This window comes from Nodularia harveyana UHCC-0300, assembly GCF_034931085.1.
Lineage (GTDB): Bacteria > Cyanobacteriota > Cyanobacteriia > Cyanobacteriales > Nostocaceae > Nodularia > Nodularia harveyana.
Genome location: NZ_JAYGHG010000040.1, coordinates 24,784 through 40,769 on the forward strand (window position 1 = coordinate 24,784; position 15,986 = coordinate 40,769).

The window sequence follows — 15,986 nt, forward strand, 5'->3', positions numbered from 1 at the left end:
TCCGGGTTTAATCTGAATTGAGTATTTTTCCCCATTAAGCAGCTACATCCGGTGAATACAAATACTGCTGAAACCCGATAAACACTTCACTAATATTCGCCACGCTTCCTAGTTCTGCCACCGCATCACGGACAGCATGATATTTTAACTCCAAGAGTTGAGGTAATTTCCCTCGATCCAGTTCCCCGACTCCCGCTTGAATATATTGCTCTAGTACAAAGTCGAGAAATTCTTGCTGTTTGCCTGTATATCGAGAGAAAATTAAGGATTTATGAGCAATGACTCGCTCTCGGCGGCTCATGGGTGTAAAAGCATAGGCGATATAAGCCAGAACATCATATAAATCGCTTTTTTCAGCATCAATCAGGCGACTAATTTCCGTTAGTTCTTCCTCGCCATAACCCTTTTCCGAAAGTCCTGTTAATAGAGCTTTACGAGTATCGGGACGACTCCAAATTGTGCGTAATTCGGCTTCATTTTGGAATAATTCGGGAATTTCGCCAAAGAGACGTTCTACAAATTCAGTAGCGCTCATGGGTTTACCTTCTGGACTCCAAAAGCTGGTAGATATCCGGTGCTGAAGGGTGCGTTCTTTGCCATCGGCGAGTTTGATTTTAATGGTGTGGGGGGAATCCCTTGTGTTTTCCTGGCGTTCTGTGGTAGTATGAGCTTTTGATGATGGTAACTTCTGTTCACTTCTAGATGTGACAGTTACTGCTTCATTGGGTTCGCCATCCCATTGCGGATCATTAAAGTTTTTGTAGGCTTTGACAAAATCGTAAATAGTGAAGTAGTCTTTGCCTTCAAACAGGCGAGTCCCTCTACCTATAATCTGTTTAAATTCAATAATCGAGTTGATGGGGCGCATGAGTACGATGTTGCGAACATTCCGCGCATCAACCCCAGTAGAAAGCTTTTGAGAAGTGGTGAGAATGGTGGGAATATTTTTCTCGTTGTCTTGAAAGGTGCTGAGATATTGTTCACCGAGTTTCCCATCATCGGCGGTGACGCGGACACAGTAATTAGGATTACTGCTCATCTTCATTTGGTTGATTAAATCCCGCACAACCAGCGCGTGGTCTTGGTTAGCGCAAAATACCAGAGTTTTTTGATTCTGGTCAATTTCTGACATGAATAATTGTACTCGGTAGGCTTCCCGTTGATTAATTTCAATGGTGCGGTTGAAATCGGACTCGGTGTAAGTTTTGGCTGTATCTATTTCACCTGCGATTAATTCATCTGCGGGACTGTAAATATATTCGTCTAGGTTAGTTTCGATTTGCTTGACTTTAAAGGGAGTCAGAAAGCCATCATTTATACCGTCTTTGAGGGCGTAGGTATAGACTGGCTCGCCAAAGTAGGCGTAGGTATCGGCGTTATTGTCGCGTTTGGGTGTGGCGGTGAGTCCCAGTTGCACGGCGGGCGAGAAGTATTCTAAAATACCGCGCCAGGTGCTTTCGTCACTAGCTCCGCCTCGGTGACATTCATCAATAATAATGAAGTCGAAAAAGTCGGGGGGATAGTCGCTGAAGTTGGCGGTGTTGTCTTCGACTTCACTCAGACTACTGCTTGTCTTGGTCATGAAGGTTTGGAAAATGGTAAAGAAGACACTACCATTTTTAGGAACTCGTCCCCGTTTTTTGATAGCTTCGGGATCTATGCGGACTAAAGCATCATCGGGAAAAGCGGAAAAGGAGTTATAGGCTTGGTTGGCGAGGATGTTCCGGTCTGCTAAAAATAGTATTCGCGGGCGACGGGTGGGGGTTTGGCTGAGGTTCCAGCGACTTTGAAAGAGTTTCCAAGCTAGTTGAAAAGCGACGAAGGTTTTACCGGTTCCTGTAGCCATTGTTAGCAATATGCGGTTTTTGCCTTGAGTAATGGCTTCTAAGACGTGTTTTATGGCATTGTGTTGATAATATCGAGTTTCCCATGTACCGCTACGGTCTTCAAAGGGAACATTGGCAAAGCGTTCGCGCCATTGTTTAACTTGGCTGGTTTCAAGTTCGCTCAACCCCCAGGTGTCTTTCCACAGTTGTTCGGGTGTGGGGTATTGGCTGATGTAACCTTCTGCGCCTGTGTGCATATCTACTTGGTAAATTCCCACACCGTTTGTAGAGTAGGCGAATCGAGTCTGCAATTTTTCGGCGTATTTTTTGGCTTGTGCTAAACCTGCGGTATCTGGTAAGTCGCGTTTTTTGGCTTCGATGACGGCGAGTTTTTCCCCACGATAAACCAGGAGATAATCAGCATATTCTGGATGAGCGCGTTTACCGTTACCAATTAAACGTCCTGGGGCGATGACTTCCCGGCGAATGCGACTATTTTCTACGATTCCCCAGCCGGCGGTTTTGAGTGCGGGGTCAATTAGTTCGGCGCGGGTTTCGGCTTCGCTCAACCTAGAGGTTTCGGCTTCGCTCAACCTAGAGGTTTCGGCTTCATTCATTGTTTAGAGTTGAGGTGGGGAATTACCTGGATAAATCCAGTCTGAAAGGCTTTGTCATAAGTAATGACGGGTAAATTTTCCAGTTCAGCTTGAGCCATGATCATCCGATCAAAAGGATCTCGATGGGGAATAGGTAGAGTACCTGCTCTCAGTGCATGAGCTGAAGTTATGGGAAGTTCAATAAATCTTGCTTGGTGTAATATCTGTGAATATTTCTCCAGGATTTCTTTTGCTTCCGGTAGTTTTCCTATGCGGTATTTGGTCGCAATTTCCCAAGGGGAAACACTACTAACAAAAATATGATTATCTGGGTTACTAATAATTTTTCGACAATTTTTATCCAGTTTTGGGTCATCAAAAAGCCACCATAATAATATATGGGTATCAATTAGGTAGCTTATTCCCATTCCTGGAGTTCCTCTTCCGGTAAGGGTTCAAAAAAAGCCTCACTAAGTTTTCCTTTTAATAACCCAGGGGTGCGCTGTTCGACTTCGCTCACTGCAAGGGGTTGGGTAGCTTCTCGACTTAAACCTAAGCGAAAGTAATGAATAAGATCATAGATTTCTGCAAGTTTTTCTTCGGGAATGTCTTGCAGCTCTTGGATAATTTTCTTGATCAGCATAAGTCAAACCTCTGGTATTTGGGGTTTTATTGGGTTTGTGCTTCGTTTATTATGGCTTATCTTTAGAATACAGCAGTCTGTTTTTAAACAAGCGATTATCACCCGGTTAGATAAAGTCACTGCTTACAGCACTTCCGGCAGCTATGAGGTACATTCTCAAGGCTGAAAGCTATGATAGGAGAGGGACAAGGAGAAAAATTGTATTGCCTAATAGCCGGAAGTGCTGTATGCTGCTTTTTCCTCCTTGGCAATTGTTGCTGTGTCTGCGGTGGTCGGTGAGCGACTTGTACTGAGCGACTTGTACTGAGCGCAGTCGAAGTAAGTCGAAGTAAGTCCAACCGTGAGTTCTCCTGTGAAGGCTTTTTGGAGGATGGATTGTTTGAGTTCTTTTAATGCGGCGATTTTTTGGCGGTAGATATTTTCGAGGCGTTGGGTTTCTGTTTCGAGTGCGCGAAACTCTGAAACTAAAAATTTCTGAACTTCTACAGGAGGCAAAATAATCTGTATTTCCTTCATTGATAAGCTTGATAAATTGGCTTGCCTAACTCCGCGAGAAGAATTATATAAAGCATTCAAAAAATATTTAGTTCTCAATAAATGTAAAAAGAATTTTTTATCTAAATAACTAGTATCAATATTAATAAATTTAACAATTCGCTGATTAAGAAGAAGTATGTTTGTCGTTTTTGGAACTTCAACTGTATATCCATAATCTTCTTTATCAACTGTTCCTGTTAGAGACATTATTAAATCACCTTCTGAAACAATATATTTTGCATAAAGTTCTCGAAATTCATTTGGATAAAAGACTGGTTTTCTTTCTAGGTCGAGAATATTTTGATATAAATTACCCATTCGGATTAGTTGTACATCGGAAGAATTGACTGTATCGGTACTTTTAAAAGCAAATCCATTAAGAAAATCACATACATCTCCTAACTTCTTATTTATCCATCCGTCACCTTTTTGGGTAAAAATGCCGTTGAGATAGCTTTCAAAGAGTTCGCGGGCGTTGGTGAGGTTCTTTTCTGAGTTGGCGATCGCTCTATCAATCCCCTCAAATGCCTCATCCAAAATTTCCACAATCCGCTTTTGCTCAATAATTGATGATGGAATTATTACTAACTCACTATGAACACTATTTCTATTAAGTGTTGGAACTCCAACTCCACTCGCAAAACGTTTGAGATCAAATTTGTTGAGTAAATAAAATATAAAGCGCGGATCATTACCGTGAAAGTCTTTTACATAAAGAGTCGTATTGAGAGGCCAAAAATCTTCAGTAATAAAAAAAACAGACCCAATACTTCCACTTCGACCAGTAACTACACCTGGAGCGAATGATTTAGCTTCTGTATGACTATCAATACAACCACTAGAGCTAATTAGAGGATAATTACCTTTCTCTCTCTGATTTTTGGGAAGGTCAAAGCCCCTTTGAAGAGTACAAACTTCACCCAATTCTTTCTCAACCCAACCAGATATAGTCATATTTCCTTAATCCTCTGCTGGTTGAGCGGAGTCGAAACCAGCATTTTTATAATGTGAATCATTCTGACACTCTGCCAAAATACGAAGACGTTCCCAATTACTATTCATTAAGGTAATCTTTTTAGCCCTGCTCCACCCCTGAACCTGTTTTTCACGATAAAAAGCATCAGCCACATGATCATACTGTTCTGCATAAACTAACTTTACAGGCGATCGCTTTTTAGTATGATTTGCACCCAAACCATTGTTATGTTCCCATAAACGACGAGGCAAATCCTTTGTGCTTCCTGTATAAAAAGAACCATCAGCACATTCTAGAATATACATATAAGGCATTATTTGACCTCGTGAAAAAAACGGACTTCGACTCCGCTCAGTCCTCATCTTTGTCTTTACTCAGCCCTCATATCTGAAACCCGGTGGTTGAGCGGAGTCGAAACCACGATCCCCCCAATAGTTGCCAAAATCTCGGCACTCTCCTGATCTAAAACTGCAATTTCATCTAAAATTTCTTGGGGTTCTCGTAATATTGCTTCCTCGGCTTTATGCGGATTCTTCACCGATAAATCAAAACTCTCCTGGTCAATATCCGCAATATCCACTAACCAAGACTTCTTATACTCAGAAAACCTAGACTGTAGCTCGACAAACTCCCGCAAATCCTCATCATTTAGGGAATTAGTTTTCCCCATATTCCGCCCCGGATCGAGTTGATAATACCAAATCTTCCGAGTAGGTGTACCCTTCTCAAAAAATAAAACAACAGTTTTCACCCCCGCACCGATAAAAGTCCCACTGGGACAATCCAAAATTGTGTGCAGATTACAACTACTCAAAAGCTCTTGACGCAGCGCCCGCGAAGCATTATCAGAATTAGAAAGGAAGGTATTTTTAATTACTACCGCCGCCCTACCGCCAACCTTGAGGATTTTGATGAAATGCTGCAAAAATAGAAAGGCGGTTTCCCCAGTCTTAATGGGAAAATTTTGCTGTACTTCTTTGCGTTCCTTCCCCCCAAAGGGCGGATTAGCCAAGATGACATCAAACCGATTTTTGTCCTGAATATCACTGAGATTTTCGGTCAAAGTATTAGTATGAATGATATTCGGCGCATCAATGCCATGCAAAATCATATTCATGATGGCAATTACATAGGCTAAACTCTTCTTTTCCTTCCCTGTAAAAGTCTGATTTTGGAGAATATCTAGCTGTTTTGTGGTTAGATTCCCGTGACGTAAATAGTCGTAGGTTTCGCACAAAAACCCCCCGGAACCGCAAGCACCATCATAAATGCGATCGCCTATTTTCGGCCTGACCACCTGAATCATTGCGCGAATCAACGGACGGGGTGTGTAATATTCACCACCATTCCGCCCCGCATTCCCCATCTTTTTAATTTTCCCTTCATAGAGATGGGATAACTCATGTTTCTCCTGCTGGGATTGGAACCGCAGTTCATCGACATATTCCAACGCATCCCGCAAACTATAGCCGCTTTGAAACCTATTCTTAATCTCAGTAAAAATCTCGCCAATTTTATATTCAATTGTGTTTGGACTGGTCGCCCGTTCTTTGAAACCTTGTAAATATGGAAATAACGTCCCGTTGACATAATCAATCAAATCATCACCAGTCAACGCCTGATCATGATTCACCTTACCATCCGCCCCTTTCGGAGCCGCCCACACTGACCACTGATGCGCCTGATCAATAATAAATTGATATGATTTACCCATTAACTCGGCTGACAGCGCCCTTTCCTGCTCCAAATCATCCAAATATTTGAGAAACAGTAGCCAAGAAGTTTGCTCTGTATAATCTAACTCTGTAGTGCAACCCGCCTCTTTCCAGAGAACGTCATCAATATTTTTAAAGGTTTGCTCGAACATTTAGCCTGGCTGGGGAATTTTGGACGACAATTCGGCGTAATCTTCAAAATTGCCTAACTTCAGATTATACAAGTATTCCAGCCGTTCTCAATGCTAAGATTTTACCAATCGGGATGACTGGATTCGAACCAGCGGCCCCTTCGTCCCGAACGAAGTGCGCTACCAAGCTGCGCCACATCCCGCCACAATAAATACCCACATATTATATCATGTCGTGAACAAAAATGATAAATATCTTAACTCAGAGCTTTGCTTGCTAGGATGAGACTTGTATAACTTCAAATATAAGGGCAGATTGTGACTGTTAAACCAGACTGGTTGCGAGTAAAAGCGCCTCAGTGGGAGCGCGTTGGTAACGTTAAAGAAATTTTGCGGGATTTAGCGCTCAATACAGTTTGTGAGGAAGCGTCCTGTCCGAATATTGGTGAGTGCTTTCAAGCTGGTACGGCGACATTTTTAATTATGGGTCCGGCCTGTACCCGCGCTTGTCCCTATTGTGATATTGATTTTGAGAAAAAACCCCAAGCCCTGGACCCCACAGAACCAGCCAGACTAGCGGAAGCTGTGCGCCGAATGGGTCTGAATCATGTGGTAATTACTTCTGTGAACCGGGATGATTTACCTGATGGTGGTGCGGCTCAATTTGTGCGGTGCATTGAAGGGGTGCGTGCTGTGTCGCCGAAAACGACTATTGAGGTGTTAATTCCGGATTTATGCGGTAATTGGCAAGCTTTGGAAATCATTTTAGCAGCTGCGCCAGAGGTAATTAACCACAATACAGAAACTATTGAGCGGTTATATCGCCGGGTGCGTCCCCAAGGAAACTATCAGAGGACTTTGGAATTACTCCACCGTTCTCGCAACATCGCCCCAGGGATCTATACTAAATCCGGAATTATGGTGGGACTAGGTGAAACAGATGCGGAAGTTCGCCAAGTTATGCAAGACCTCCGCTCTGTGGATTGTGACATATTGACTATTGGACAGTATCTCCAACCCAGCGCCAAACACTTGCAAGTTAATGATTTTATCACTCCGGAGCAATTTGCAGCCTGGCAGAAATTCGGGGAAGAAATCGGATTTTTACAAGTTGTTTCATCTCCGTTGACAAGAAGCTCATACCATGCAGAGCAAGTCCGGGAATTAATGGAACGTTACCCGCGTTAACTGGGGTGTGATATTTAGATAGTAGGAAATATTGATGATAGCGGTGCAGAAAACTACTATAGCTATTTTGGGTGCAGGTGCTTGGGGTCAGGCTTTAGCAGACTTAGCCAGTCAGAACGGCCATGAGGTGCGTGTGTGGTCACGTCGGGGATCAGCCACTCTGGAAGCAGTGATCTCAGGTGCGGAAATCATTCTATCAGCGATCGCCATGAAAGGGGTAAGTGATCTAGTCTCTCAAGTCAAATCTATACCCCTTTCCCCAAACACAATTTTAGTTACAGCTACCAAAGGCTTAGATCCCCAAACCACCTCTACACCCTCACAAATTTGGCAAATAGCATTCCCCGATCATCCAGTGGTAGTATTATCGGGACCAAATTTATCTCAAGAAATCCAAGAATCATTACCAGCAGCAACAGTAGTGGCTAGCGAAAACACAGCTGCGGCGGAACTGGTACAACTGGTCTTTTCTTCGCCTATTTTTCGGGTATATACCAATCCTGACCCCATCGGTGTAGAACTAGGGGGAACATTAAAAAATATTATGGCGATCGCCGCCGGTGTGTGTGATGGCTTACATCTAGGAACCAACGCCAAAGCCGCATTAGTCACCCGTGGACTCACAGAAATGGTTCGCATCGGCCAGAGTTGGGGTGCAAAGACGGAAACATTTTATGGTTTATCCGGTCTAGGAGACTTGTTAGCAACTTGCAACAGTCCTCTCAGTCGCAATTACCAAGTGGGTTATCAAATGGCTAGTGGTAAAACATTAACAGAAATTCTCGCACACACAGCCGGAACAGCTGAAGGTGTCAACACTTGCCAAGTGTTAGTGCAACGCGCCCAGCAATATACCATTCCCATCCCCCTGACCCAGCAAGTTTATCGCCTACTCCAAGGTGAAATCACACCCCGTCAGGCATTAGAAGAATTAATGTTACGAGATATCAAGCCAGAGTATCACTATTGAAACTCATTCCTAGCAGTTTAATCAGGCCGCCTGCGTGTATACTAGCTAATTGATGACAACCTAACACTTGTATTAATTCCTGAATAATCCCTAGAAAAAAAATCATAAATTATCTGGATATTACTTTCCTACCCATGTAGATATAACCATGCTGATGATCAATATACATTCTTACTAACAAGTGTTTTTACCAGTTATTAACATAACCACCAACACTTGCTTATGTAGAACTGCTAACTAGGAACTTTATGATCATCTAAAGCCTAGATCGAGATTTGAATAGCTATTGGTTCAATTCAGACCCTCTACCGATACAGTTCGGAATGAGTGTGAGAAAATTTTAGTATATTTTTTTTGCTAAAAATTGTACTGAAAATCTCAACCGTGTTAGTTCATCTTGAATCACGGGAACAATAGCAACAGTGTAATTAGCTGACCGTAATCTATTGTTACCTGGAGCCATTGAAACGAGCCTTATGCCAGCAACATCTTTTTACGCAGATGCCGCTTCTAATACCAAAGATTCCCACCCGGCTTTGGATGAAGAACTCATTATTGATGATGCTGAGTTATCGGCAGAAGATATCCAAGAGTTGGAAGTAGCTGCGGTTGACCCTGCTAACCTTGCTGGGAATACTAACCGTCGTAGTACAGACTTAGTACGTCTATATCTTCAGGAAATTGGGCGGGTGCGGCTGTTAGGGCGGGATGAAGAAGTTTCCGAAGCCCAAAAAGTTCAACGCTACTTGCGGATGCGAACGATCTTAGCCACCGCCGCCAAGCAAGGAGATGAAGTCATTGCACCATACCTGAAATTAATTGAAGTGCAAGAGCGACTGTCATCGGCACTAGGACACCGCCCGTCTTTAGAACGGTGGGCTAGCACTGCTGAGATAAATCTTGCGGATCTTAAACCCACTTTAGCCAATGGTAAGCGGCGCTGGGCAGAAATTGCGGAATTGACAGTGGAAGAACTGGAGAAAGTCCAAACTCAAGGACTCCACGCCAAAGAACACATGATCAAGGCAAATTTGCGCTTGGTAGTGTCAGTGGCGAAAAAATATCAAAATCGCGGTTTAGAATTATTAGACTTGGTTCAAGAAGGGACTTTAGGTTTAGAAAGAGCCGTAGAAAAATTTGACCCCACCAAGGGATACCGCTTTAGTACCTATGCTTATTGGTGGATTCGTCAGGGAATTACCAGAGCGATCGCCACATCAAGTCGCACAATTCGCCTCCCTGTTCATATCACCGAAAAACTCAACAAAATTAAAAAAGCTCAACGCAAAATTGCCCAAGAAAAAGGCCGGACACCCACTTTAGACGATTTAGCAACTGAGTTAGAAATGACACCAACCGCAGTGCGGGAAGTATTACTCAGAGTCCCCCGTTCCGTTTCCTTAGAAACCAAAGTTGGTAAAGATAAAGACACCGAATTAGGGGAATTACTAGAAACCGACTGCATTACCCCAGAAGAAATGTTAATGCGAGAATCTTTACAAAAAGACTTGCATAGTTTGTTGTCAGATTTAACCAGCCGTGAGCGGGATGTAATTCTCATGCGCTTTGGCTTATCCGATGGTCATCCCTATTCCTTAGCCGAAATTGGCCGCGCTCTGGATTTATCTAGAGAAAGAGTCCGTCAAATCGAATCCAAAGCCTTGCAAAAACTCCGCCAACCCAAACGGCGCAACCTTATCCGCGATTATCTGGAATCCTTAAGTTAGTCAATAATGGCGACAAATTTGATCTACACAAGGGCGCTAATTCTGTCTGCTCTTGTGTAAAATCTGCCGTCATTATATAAAATATAAATTAAAATTCTTCTACCACCTTATATAAAAAATCTCCGAGAAAGAAAGTAGAGACGTTATAGCAATCGCCAGGGAAGTTAGGACAGAAACAAATAATAAAACCTTTACAATGTCAGAGTTTCAAGCCCTACCCTTCGGGATGCTACGCAAACGAGTTACTTCGACTTCGCTCAGGGCGAGCCTATTCCCTGTTCCCTGTTCCCTGTTCCCTGTTCCCTGTTCCCTGTTTCCTGTTTCCTGTTCCCTGTTCCCTGTTCCCTGTTCCCTGCTATACATCGAACATCTCTACAAGGGTTTGAGAAAACGCATATTTAATTTTCCGATATTTCTCTTGATGACCAATCTTAATGACCGTGTTGATTTTGATAGTCCTTGGAAAGAAATTCTAGAAGCATATTTTCCCCAGGCCATGCAATTCTTTTTCCCAGAAACTGCGGCGTTAATTGACTGGGAACGCCCCTACGAATTTCTCAACAAAGAATTTCAACAAATCGCCCGTGAAGCAGAACAAGGTAAACGATATGCTGACCAATTAGTCAAAGTTTGGCAAATTGGAGGACAAGAACTGTGGTTATTAGTTCATGTAGAAATTCAGGCGCAAAAAGAAGATAATTTCAGTAAGCGGATGTTCACCTATAACTTTCGCATCTTTGACCGTTTCGACCAACCAGCAATTAGCTTGGCTATTCTCTGTGACACCAACCAAGAATGGCGACCCAGGAACTACAGTTACAATTATCCCCACACCCGCTTAAACTTTGAATTTGGGAGCGTCAAACTTTTAGATTACAAAGCTAGTTGGGAGAATTTGGAAAATAACAATAATCCCTTTGCGACAGTAGTCATGGCGCATTTAAAAACTCAGGAAACGCGCTCATCACCCGCAGAACGTAAAATTTGGAAATTCCGCTTAATTCGCCGTTTATACGATTTAGGCTTACAAGAGCAAGATATTCGCAACCTCTATCGATTCATTGATTGGGTTATGATTTTACCAAAAGCATTAGAAAATCAATTCTGGGACGAATTTAAACAATTTGAGCAGGAGCGGACTATGAGATATGTCACCACAGGCGAACGCATAGGCTACGAGCGGGGAAAAGAAGAGGGAAAGCAAGAAGGGCGACAAGAAGGCCGACAAGAAGGCCGACAAGAAGGCGAACAAGCGATTATTTTGAAATTACTGAAAAGAAGAGTAGGTGAATTGTCACCAGAAATACAACAGCGCATCCAATCGCTTTCTGTGAATCAATTAGAAAATCTTGGCGAAGCTTTACTGGATTTTACAAGTATGGCAGATATACTTAACTGGTTGGAAACAAATTAACAGTGGGAAAAAATCAATCGTCCTATTTAAATAAAGTTAAGTTTCAGAATCAATGATCATTGATGCCTTAATAATATTTCGCAATAAGACATGATTGTTGCAAATCGCCCTGAGAATTTGCTATATTCTCAATTAATAGGCTTTGTTGAGAAAAATTAGTATGACTGTTTACACATCTACTTCACTTAAAGCAGAACTGAATGATCGAGGCTGGCGTTTAACACCGCAGCGAGAAACAATTCTCCACATTTTTCAAGAACTTCCCCAAGGTGAACATCTCAGCGCCGAGGATCTTTATCATCGATTAGAAACGGAAGGGGAAGGGATCAGTCTTTCCACCATTTATCGCACGTTGAAATTGATGGCCCGTATGGGGATTTTACGGGAATTAGAATTAGGAGAAGGACATAAGCATTACGAAATTAACCAGCCTTACCCCCATCATCATCATCACTTGATTTGTGTGAAATGCAACTCCACCATTGAGTTTAAAAACGACTCAATTTTAAAAATTGGGGCAAAAACTGCTCAAAAAGAAGGATTTCACCTGCTGGATTGCCAAATGACAATCCACGCAGTTTGTCCTCAATGTCAACGCTCGCTTATGCCTTTGTAGTCAATAAATGATCTTCACATCTAGAGCGGATGTTAAAAACGTCCGCCTCTGATATCACTGAGACTGATGCCATAATGCTCTTGAGCTTGCTTGATGGCTATTTTAGTATCATCGGCCATCACACCATTGAGATTACCTTGATAGAAACCCTGTTCTCGTAGTCGCCTTTGGATTTCCAAGATACTAAATTCACTCTGGGCAGGAGTATCAATTACACTATATAGTTTAGCTCTGGTAGTGGGGCCAGCGATGCCACTGACAGCTAAGTAATTCGCAGCTTGAAATTGACTGACAGCAGCCGCAGTCTGGGAATCAAAATATCCATTTGGTGTTCCCTGAAGATATCCGGCTTGAATCAAATGTTGCTGAACTAGCCTGACTGCTTCACCTTGATGACCAACACTGAGATTATCTGTATTTACTATCTGTATGGGAGGAGTATTTTCTCCGCCAACAGCAACATCTGGTAATTTGCTGAGTGTTGCAGAGCCAACCATACCATCAACATCTAATTGATAAGCTTCTTGGAACCGCATCACGGCTTGTTCGGTAATTGGTCCAAATACCCCTGTGGCTTGAGCAGAATAGAAACCTGCAACTCGCAACCGTTCTTGTAATATCTTGACTTGTTCGCTTTGATCACCTCTTTTCAGGAAGTGAGGATTAGGGCTTGTTGGATTTACCACAGCACTAATAATTTTAGTTGAGACGTTCTCTGTGCTGGCTGTAGTATCAAAAGGTGTACTGGCTGTAGTCAGTTTTGGCAGTTGTGAATTGACTGATGTGTGGCTAGAACTCTGTGGTTGTGCAGAGGAGGTTTCTAATTTTTGCCTAGTCATGATTCCCACAATTCCATCAACGACTAAACCATGAGCTGCTTGAAAACGCCGCACAGCATCTTCTGTGGAGAAGTCATAGACTTGGGTGATGGGAGCTTGATAAAAGCCGGAGTGTTGCAATTGTTCTTGGAGATTCCGCACTGAGGGTCCTTGGTCTCCACGCTCTAATGCTAAGACGCTGCTGACAGAACTGAGAATAGATAAAGCCAGGGCTAGGGGTAACAAATGTCTCCAGGCTTTACTGGAAAAGCGTTTCCAATCTGGTGCAGATGCTTTGTTTAATAAGGTACTGAGGGATACTAATTCACTGGATGCGGTGTTTTCATAAGCATCAGCTAAATACAAATACGCAAGGTTGTCCATATCTGTTTCTTAAATCAATTATTGTTCTTCAATAGTTGCTTCGGCTTGATGTACAAGATTTCGCAAGTCGTCTAATGTCTGTATATTTACATCCTGCCATAAATTTCGCTGGTGTGCTTCTAGTAGTTTTTCAGCAATATCACGCATTGCCCAAGGGTTCTTTTGTTGAATAAATTCAGAGACTACAGGATCTTGTAAATAGGCCTGCGTGATGCCTTGATACATATAGTCTTCGACACATTGGGCGGTAGCATCGTAGGCAAATAAATAATCGACGGTGGCGGCCATTTCAAATGCACCTTTGTAGCCGTGGCGCATCATTCCTTCTATCCATTTGGGGTTGACGACGCGAGAACGATATACCCTAGCAATTTCTGCGGAGAGTTTCCGTACACGCGGCTGCGCGGGAATGGAATTATCACCAAAATAGGTTTGCGGGTTTTTGCCTTGAAGCGATCTCACTGCTGCTGTTAAACCGCCTTGGAATTGGTAATAATCATCAGAATCGAGGATGTCGTGTTCGCGGTTGTCTTGGTTGTGTAAGACAATTTGCATTTGTCCTAAACGTTGCTCAAAGGCTTCTGGGGCAGAAATTCCCACTAATTCCCCTTGAGATTCGGGGGCGGTGGTGTAAGCGTAGCAACTCCAGTTAATATAAGCATTGGCTAAATCTTGATCATCTTCCCAGTTTTGTGATGCCATAAGTCCTTGGAGTCCCGCACCATAAGCACCTGGTTGAGAACCAAAAACGCGGTATTGCGATCGCACATTGGCGGCTTCTGCACTCAAACCTTGTTGCATCCAAAAATCAGTATCTTGGTTCACTTGCACAGCCAGGGGATTATACTCTGAAGATTCATCTAGTGCGGCTACTGCTGTTACAGCTTGCTGGAATAAATCAATTAAATTGGGAAAAGCGTCTCGGAAAAATCCCGAAATTCTTAAGGTGACATCGACACGGGGACGACCCAAAATAGTTAAAGGTAAAATTTCAAAGTCTACAACCCGCCTGGCTGCACCATCCCACACCGGACGCACACCCAACAAAGCTAAAGCCTCGGCGATATCATCACCACCCGTTCGCATAGTTGCAGTTCCCCAGAGGGATAAACCCAAAGTTTGAGGATATTCGCCGTTTTCTTGGGTGTAACATTCAATCAGGTTTTCTGCGGCTTTGCGACCGACATCCCAAGCGGTTTCTGTGGGAATCGCGCGAATATCCACTGAATAAAAGTTTCTGCCGGTGGGGAGGACTTCCGGACGACCCCTTGTCGGTGCGCCGGAGGGGGCGCTGGGAATGTATTTACCATCCAGTCCGTGGAGTAAGTTGGCAATTTCCTCGTGGGTTTGTTGTAAGGCGGGAAGGAGTTTGCTGTTGATCCAGTTAAGAATGGGAGTGTGGGGAGTGTGGGGGGTGTGGGGGGTGTGGGAGGTGTGGGAGGTGTGGGAAGTGTGGGAGGTGTGGGAGGTGTGGGGATTGAGGAGTTGTTCTACTAATTCGGCTGCGTGTGCTTCGAGGATTTCCACTGCATCGCCGACAGTGCGGCAGATTTTGGGGTTTTTGCTGGCTAAAATTTGTTGGTCAAGTTGTGATAACTCTGTGGCGAAATTTGTGGTTAGGGGGTCGAAGTCTAAACCCCAATCTGTGCAGATAGCGCGGGTAATACCTATAGAATAACGGTTGGGAATGCGGGCGATCGCCACGATTAGATCTCGCAGTTGTCGCCCTTGGGGACATTGACCAAAAATGTGTAAACCGTCCCGAATTTGGGCTTCTTTCAATTCACACAGATAGCCGCCGAGAAAATTCAAAATTACGGATTCAAACTTTAAAATATCCGTTTCTTCGGCAATTCCTAAATCTTTATGTAGATTTTCGGCAATGACTAATTCCCGAATGCGATCGCTAATTACTGGTACACGGGTGGGATCTAAACTTTCCGCCTCGTAATATTCATCCACCAAATTTTCTAACTCTTGCAAAGCCCCATACAATTCTGCTCGCGTCATCGGCGGTGTCAGGTGGTCTAAAATCACAGCTTGGGCGCGACGTTTAGCCTGAGAACCTTCACCAGGGTCATTGACAATAAACGGATAAAAATGGGGAAGTGCGCCAAAGGCTACCTCTGGATAACAACTACTAGACAAAGCCACACTTTTACCCGGTAGCCATTCTAAATTGCCATGTTTACCCACATGAACTACAGCATCAGCATCAAAACATTCCCGCACCCAATAATAAAAAGCTAAATAATCATGGGTCGGCACTAAATCCGGTGCATGATAATTCAAACTAGGGTCAAGATCATAACCCCGTGATGGCTGAATCCCTATAAAGATGTTACCCAACTGCATACCGGGAACGGGGCGTTGGGTGTGGGGGGTGTGGGGAGTGTGGGGAGTGTGGGGGGTGTGGGGGGTGTGGGAGGTGTGGGGGGTGTGGGG

The 15,986-nt window shown here is 43.5% G+C and carries 13 protein-coding genes and 1 tRNA gene; 5 read left to right on the forward strand and 9 right to left on the reverse strand.

Annotated features, from left to right (window positions below; translation table 11 throughout):
• Positions 1-34: 34 nt before the first annotated feature.
• The 7 genes from hsdR to VB620_RS18640 all read right to left on the reverse strand — a co-directional run bounded on the left by hsdR (position 35) and on the right by VB620_RS18640 (position 6,627).
• Positions 35-2,395 carry an EcoAI/FtnUII family type I restriction enzme subunit R gene (hsdR, locus tag VB620_RS18610; protein WP_407674265.1) on the reverse strand — a complete coding sequence of 787 codons (2,361 nt, stop codon included), beginning with the start codon at positions 2,393-2,395 and terminating at the stop codon, positions 35-37.
• 44 nt (positions 2,396-2,439) lie between these two features.
• Positions 2,440-2,850, reverse strand: a complete 411-nt coding sequence (locus VB620_RS18615) for a type II toxin-antitoxin system VapC family toxin (protein ID WP_323197643.1) — start codon at positions 2,848-2,850, stop codon at positions 2,440-2,442.
• Complete coding sequence (locus VB620_RS18620; protein WP_323197644.1) at positions 2,841-3,065, reverse strand: hypothetical protein; 225 nt, start codon at positions 3,063-3,065, stop codon at positions 2,841-2,843. Before VB620_RS18620 ends, VB620_RS18615 begins: the two co-directional genes overlap by 10 nt.
• A gap of 207 nt (positions 3,066-3,272) precedes the next feature.
• Positions 3,273-4,556 carry a restriction endonuclease subunit S gene (locus tag VB620_RS18625; RefSeq protein WP_323197645.1) on the reverse strand — a complete coding sequence of 428 codons (1,284 nt, stop codon included), beginning with the start codon at positions 4,554-4,556 and terminating at the stop codon, positions 3,273-3,275.
• 6 nt (positions 4,557-4,562) lie between these two features.
• The gene (locus VB620_RS18630) at positions 4,563-4,892 is read right to left on the reverse strand and encodes a GIY-YIG nuclease family protein (protein ID WP_323197646.1); all 330 of its coding nucleotides are present in this window, start codon (positions 4,890-4,892) and stop codon (positions 4,563-4,565) included.
• A 56-nt stretch (positions 4,893-4,948) separates the two neighbouring features.
• Positions 4,949-6,445, reverse strand: a complete 1,497-nt coding sequence (locus tag VB620_RS18635; RefSeq protein ID WP_323197647.1) for a class I SAM-dependent DNA methyltransferase — start codon at positions 6,443-6,445, stop codon at positions 4,949-4,951.
• Between the two features lie 108 nt (positions 6,446-6,553).
• A tRNA-Pro gene (locus tag VB620_RS18640) sits at positions 6,554-6,627 on the reverse strand.
• 115 nt (positions 6,628-6,742) lie between these two features.
• Here VB620_RS18640 and lipA point away from each other — a divergent pair.
• The 5 genes from lipA to VB620_RS18665 all read left to right on the forward strand — a co-directional run bounded on the left by lipA (position 6,743) and on the right by VB620_RS18665 (position 12,339).
• Complete coding sequence (lipA, locus tag VB620_RS18645; protein ID WP_323197648.1) at positions 6,743-7,612, forward strand: lipoyl synthase; 870 nt, start codon at positions 6,743-6,745, stop codon at positions 7,610-7,612.
• 43 nt (positions 7,613-7,655) lie between these two features.
• On the forward strand, positions 7,656-8,582 hold the full coding sequence (locus tag VB620_RS18650; protein ID WP_323197656.1) for an NAD(P)H-dependent glycerol-3-phosphate dehydrogenase: 927 nt from the start codon (positions 7,656-7,658) through the stop codon (positions 8,580-8,582).
• Between the two features lie 476 nt (positions 8,583-9,058).
• The gene (gene sigC, locus VB620_RS18655; protein WP_323197649.1) at positions 9,059-10,309 is read left to right on the forward strand and encodes an RNA polymerase sigma factor SigC; all 1,251 of its coding nucleotides are present in this window, start codon (positions 9,059-9,061) and stop codon (positions 10,307-10,309) included.
• 421 nt (positions 10,310-10,730) lie between these two features.
• Entirely contained in the window at positions 10,731-11,723 is a 993-nt protein-coding gene (locus VB620_RS18660; RefSeq protein WP_323197650.1) for a DUF4351 domain-containing protein, read from the forward strand.
• 160 nt (positions 11,724-11,883) lie between these two features.
• Positions 11,884-12,339 carry a transcriptional repressor gene (locus VB620_RS18665; protein WP_323197651.1) on the forward strand — a complete coding sequence of 152 codons (456 nt, stop codon included), beginning with the start codon at positions 11,884-11,886 and terminating at the stop codon, positions 12,337-12,339.
• 32 nt (positions 12,340-12,371) lie between these two features.
• Here VB620_RS18665 and VB620_RS18670 read toward each other — a convergent pair whose 3' ends face one another.
• Positions 12,372-13,541 (reverse strand): peptidoglycan-binding domain-containing protein, encoded by a 1,170-nt coding sequence (locus VB620_RS18670; protein ID WP_323197652.1) that lies wholly within the window; start codon positions 13,539-13,541, stop codon positions 12,372-12,374.
• Between the two features lie 18 nt (positions 13,542-13,559).
• Positions 13,560-15,986, reverse strand: a 2,427-nt coding sequence (cobN, locus tag VB620_RS18675; protein ID WP_323197653.1) for a cobaltochelatase subunit CobN, incomplete at its 5' end; no start/stop codon positions are given.

Coding starts and splice junctions, on each gene's coding strand:
- VB620_RS18660 (WP_323197650.1), top strand. CDS start 10,731: ATGACCAATCTTAATGACCGTGTTGATTTTGATAGTCCTTGGAAAGAA.
- sigC (WP_323197649.1), top strand. CDS start 9,059: ATGCCAGCAACATCTTTTTACGCAGATGCCGCTTCTAATACCAAAGAT.
- VB620_RS18625 (WP_323197645.1), bottom strand. CDS start 4,556: ATGACTATATCTGGTTGGGTTGAGAAAGAATTGGGTGAAGTTTGTACT.
- VB620_RS18630 (WP_323197646.1), bottom strand. CDS start 4,892: ATGCCTTATATGTATATTCTAGAATGTGCTGATGGTTCTTTTTATACA.
- VB620_RS18665 (WP_323197651.1), top strand. CDS start 11,884: ATGACTGTTTACACATCTACTTCACTTAAAGCAGAACTGAATGATCGA.
- VB620_RS18670 (WP_323197652.1), bottom strand. CDS start 13,541: ATGGACAACCTTGCGTATTTGTATTTAGCTGATGCTTATGAAAACACC.
- VB620_RS18615 (WP_323197643.1), bottom strand. CDS start 2,850: ATGGGAATAAGCTACCTAATTGATACCCATATATTATTATGGTGGCTT.
- VB620_RS18620 (WP_323197644.1), bottom strand. CDS start 3,065: ATGCTGATCAAGAAAATTATCCAAGAGCTGCAAGACATTCCCGAAGAA.
- VB620_RS18635 (WP_323197647.1), bottom strand. CDS start 6,445: ATGTTCGAGCAAACCTTTAAAAATATTGATGACGTTCTCTGGAAAGAG.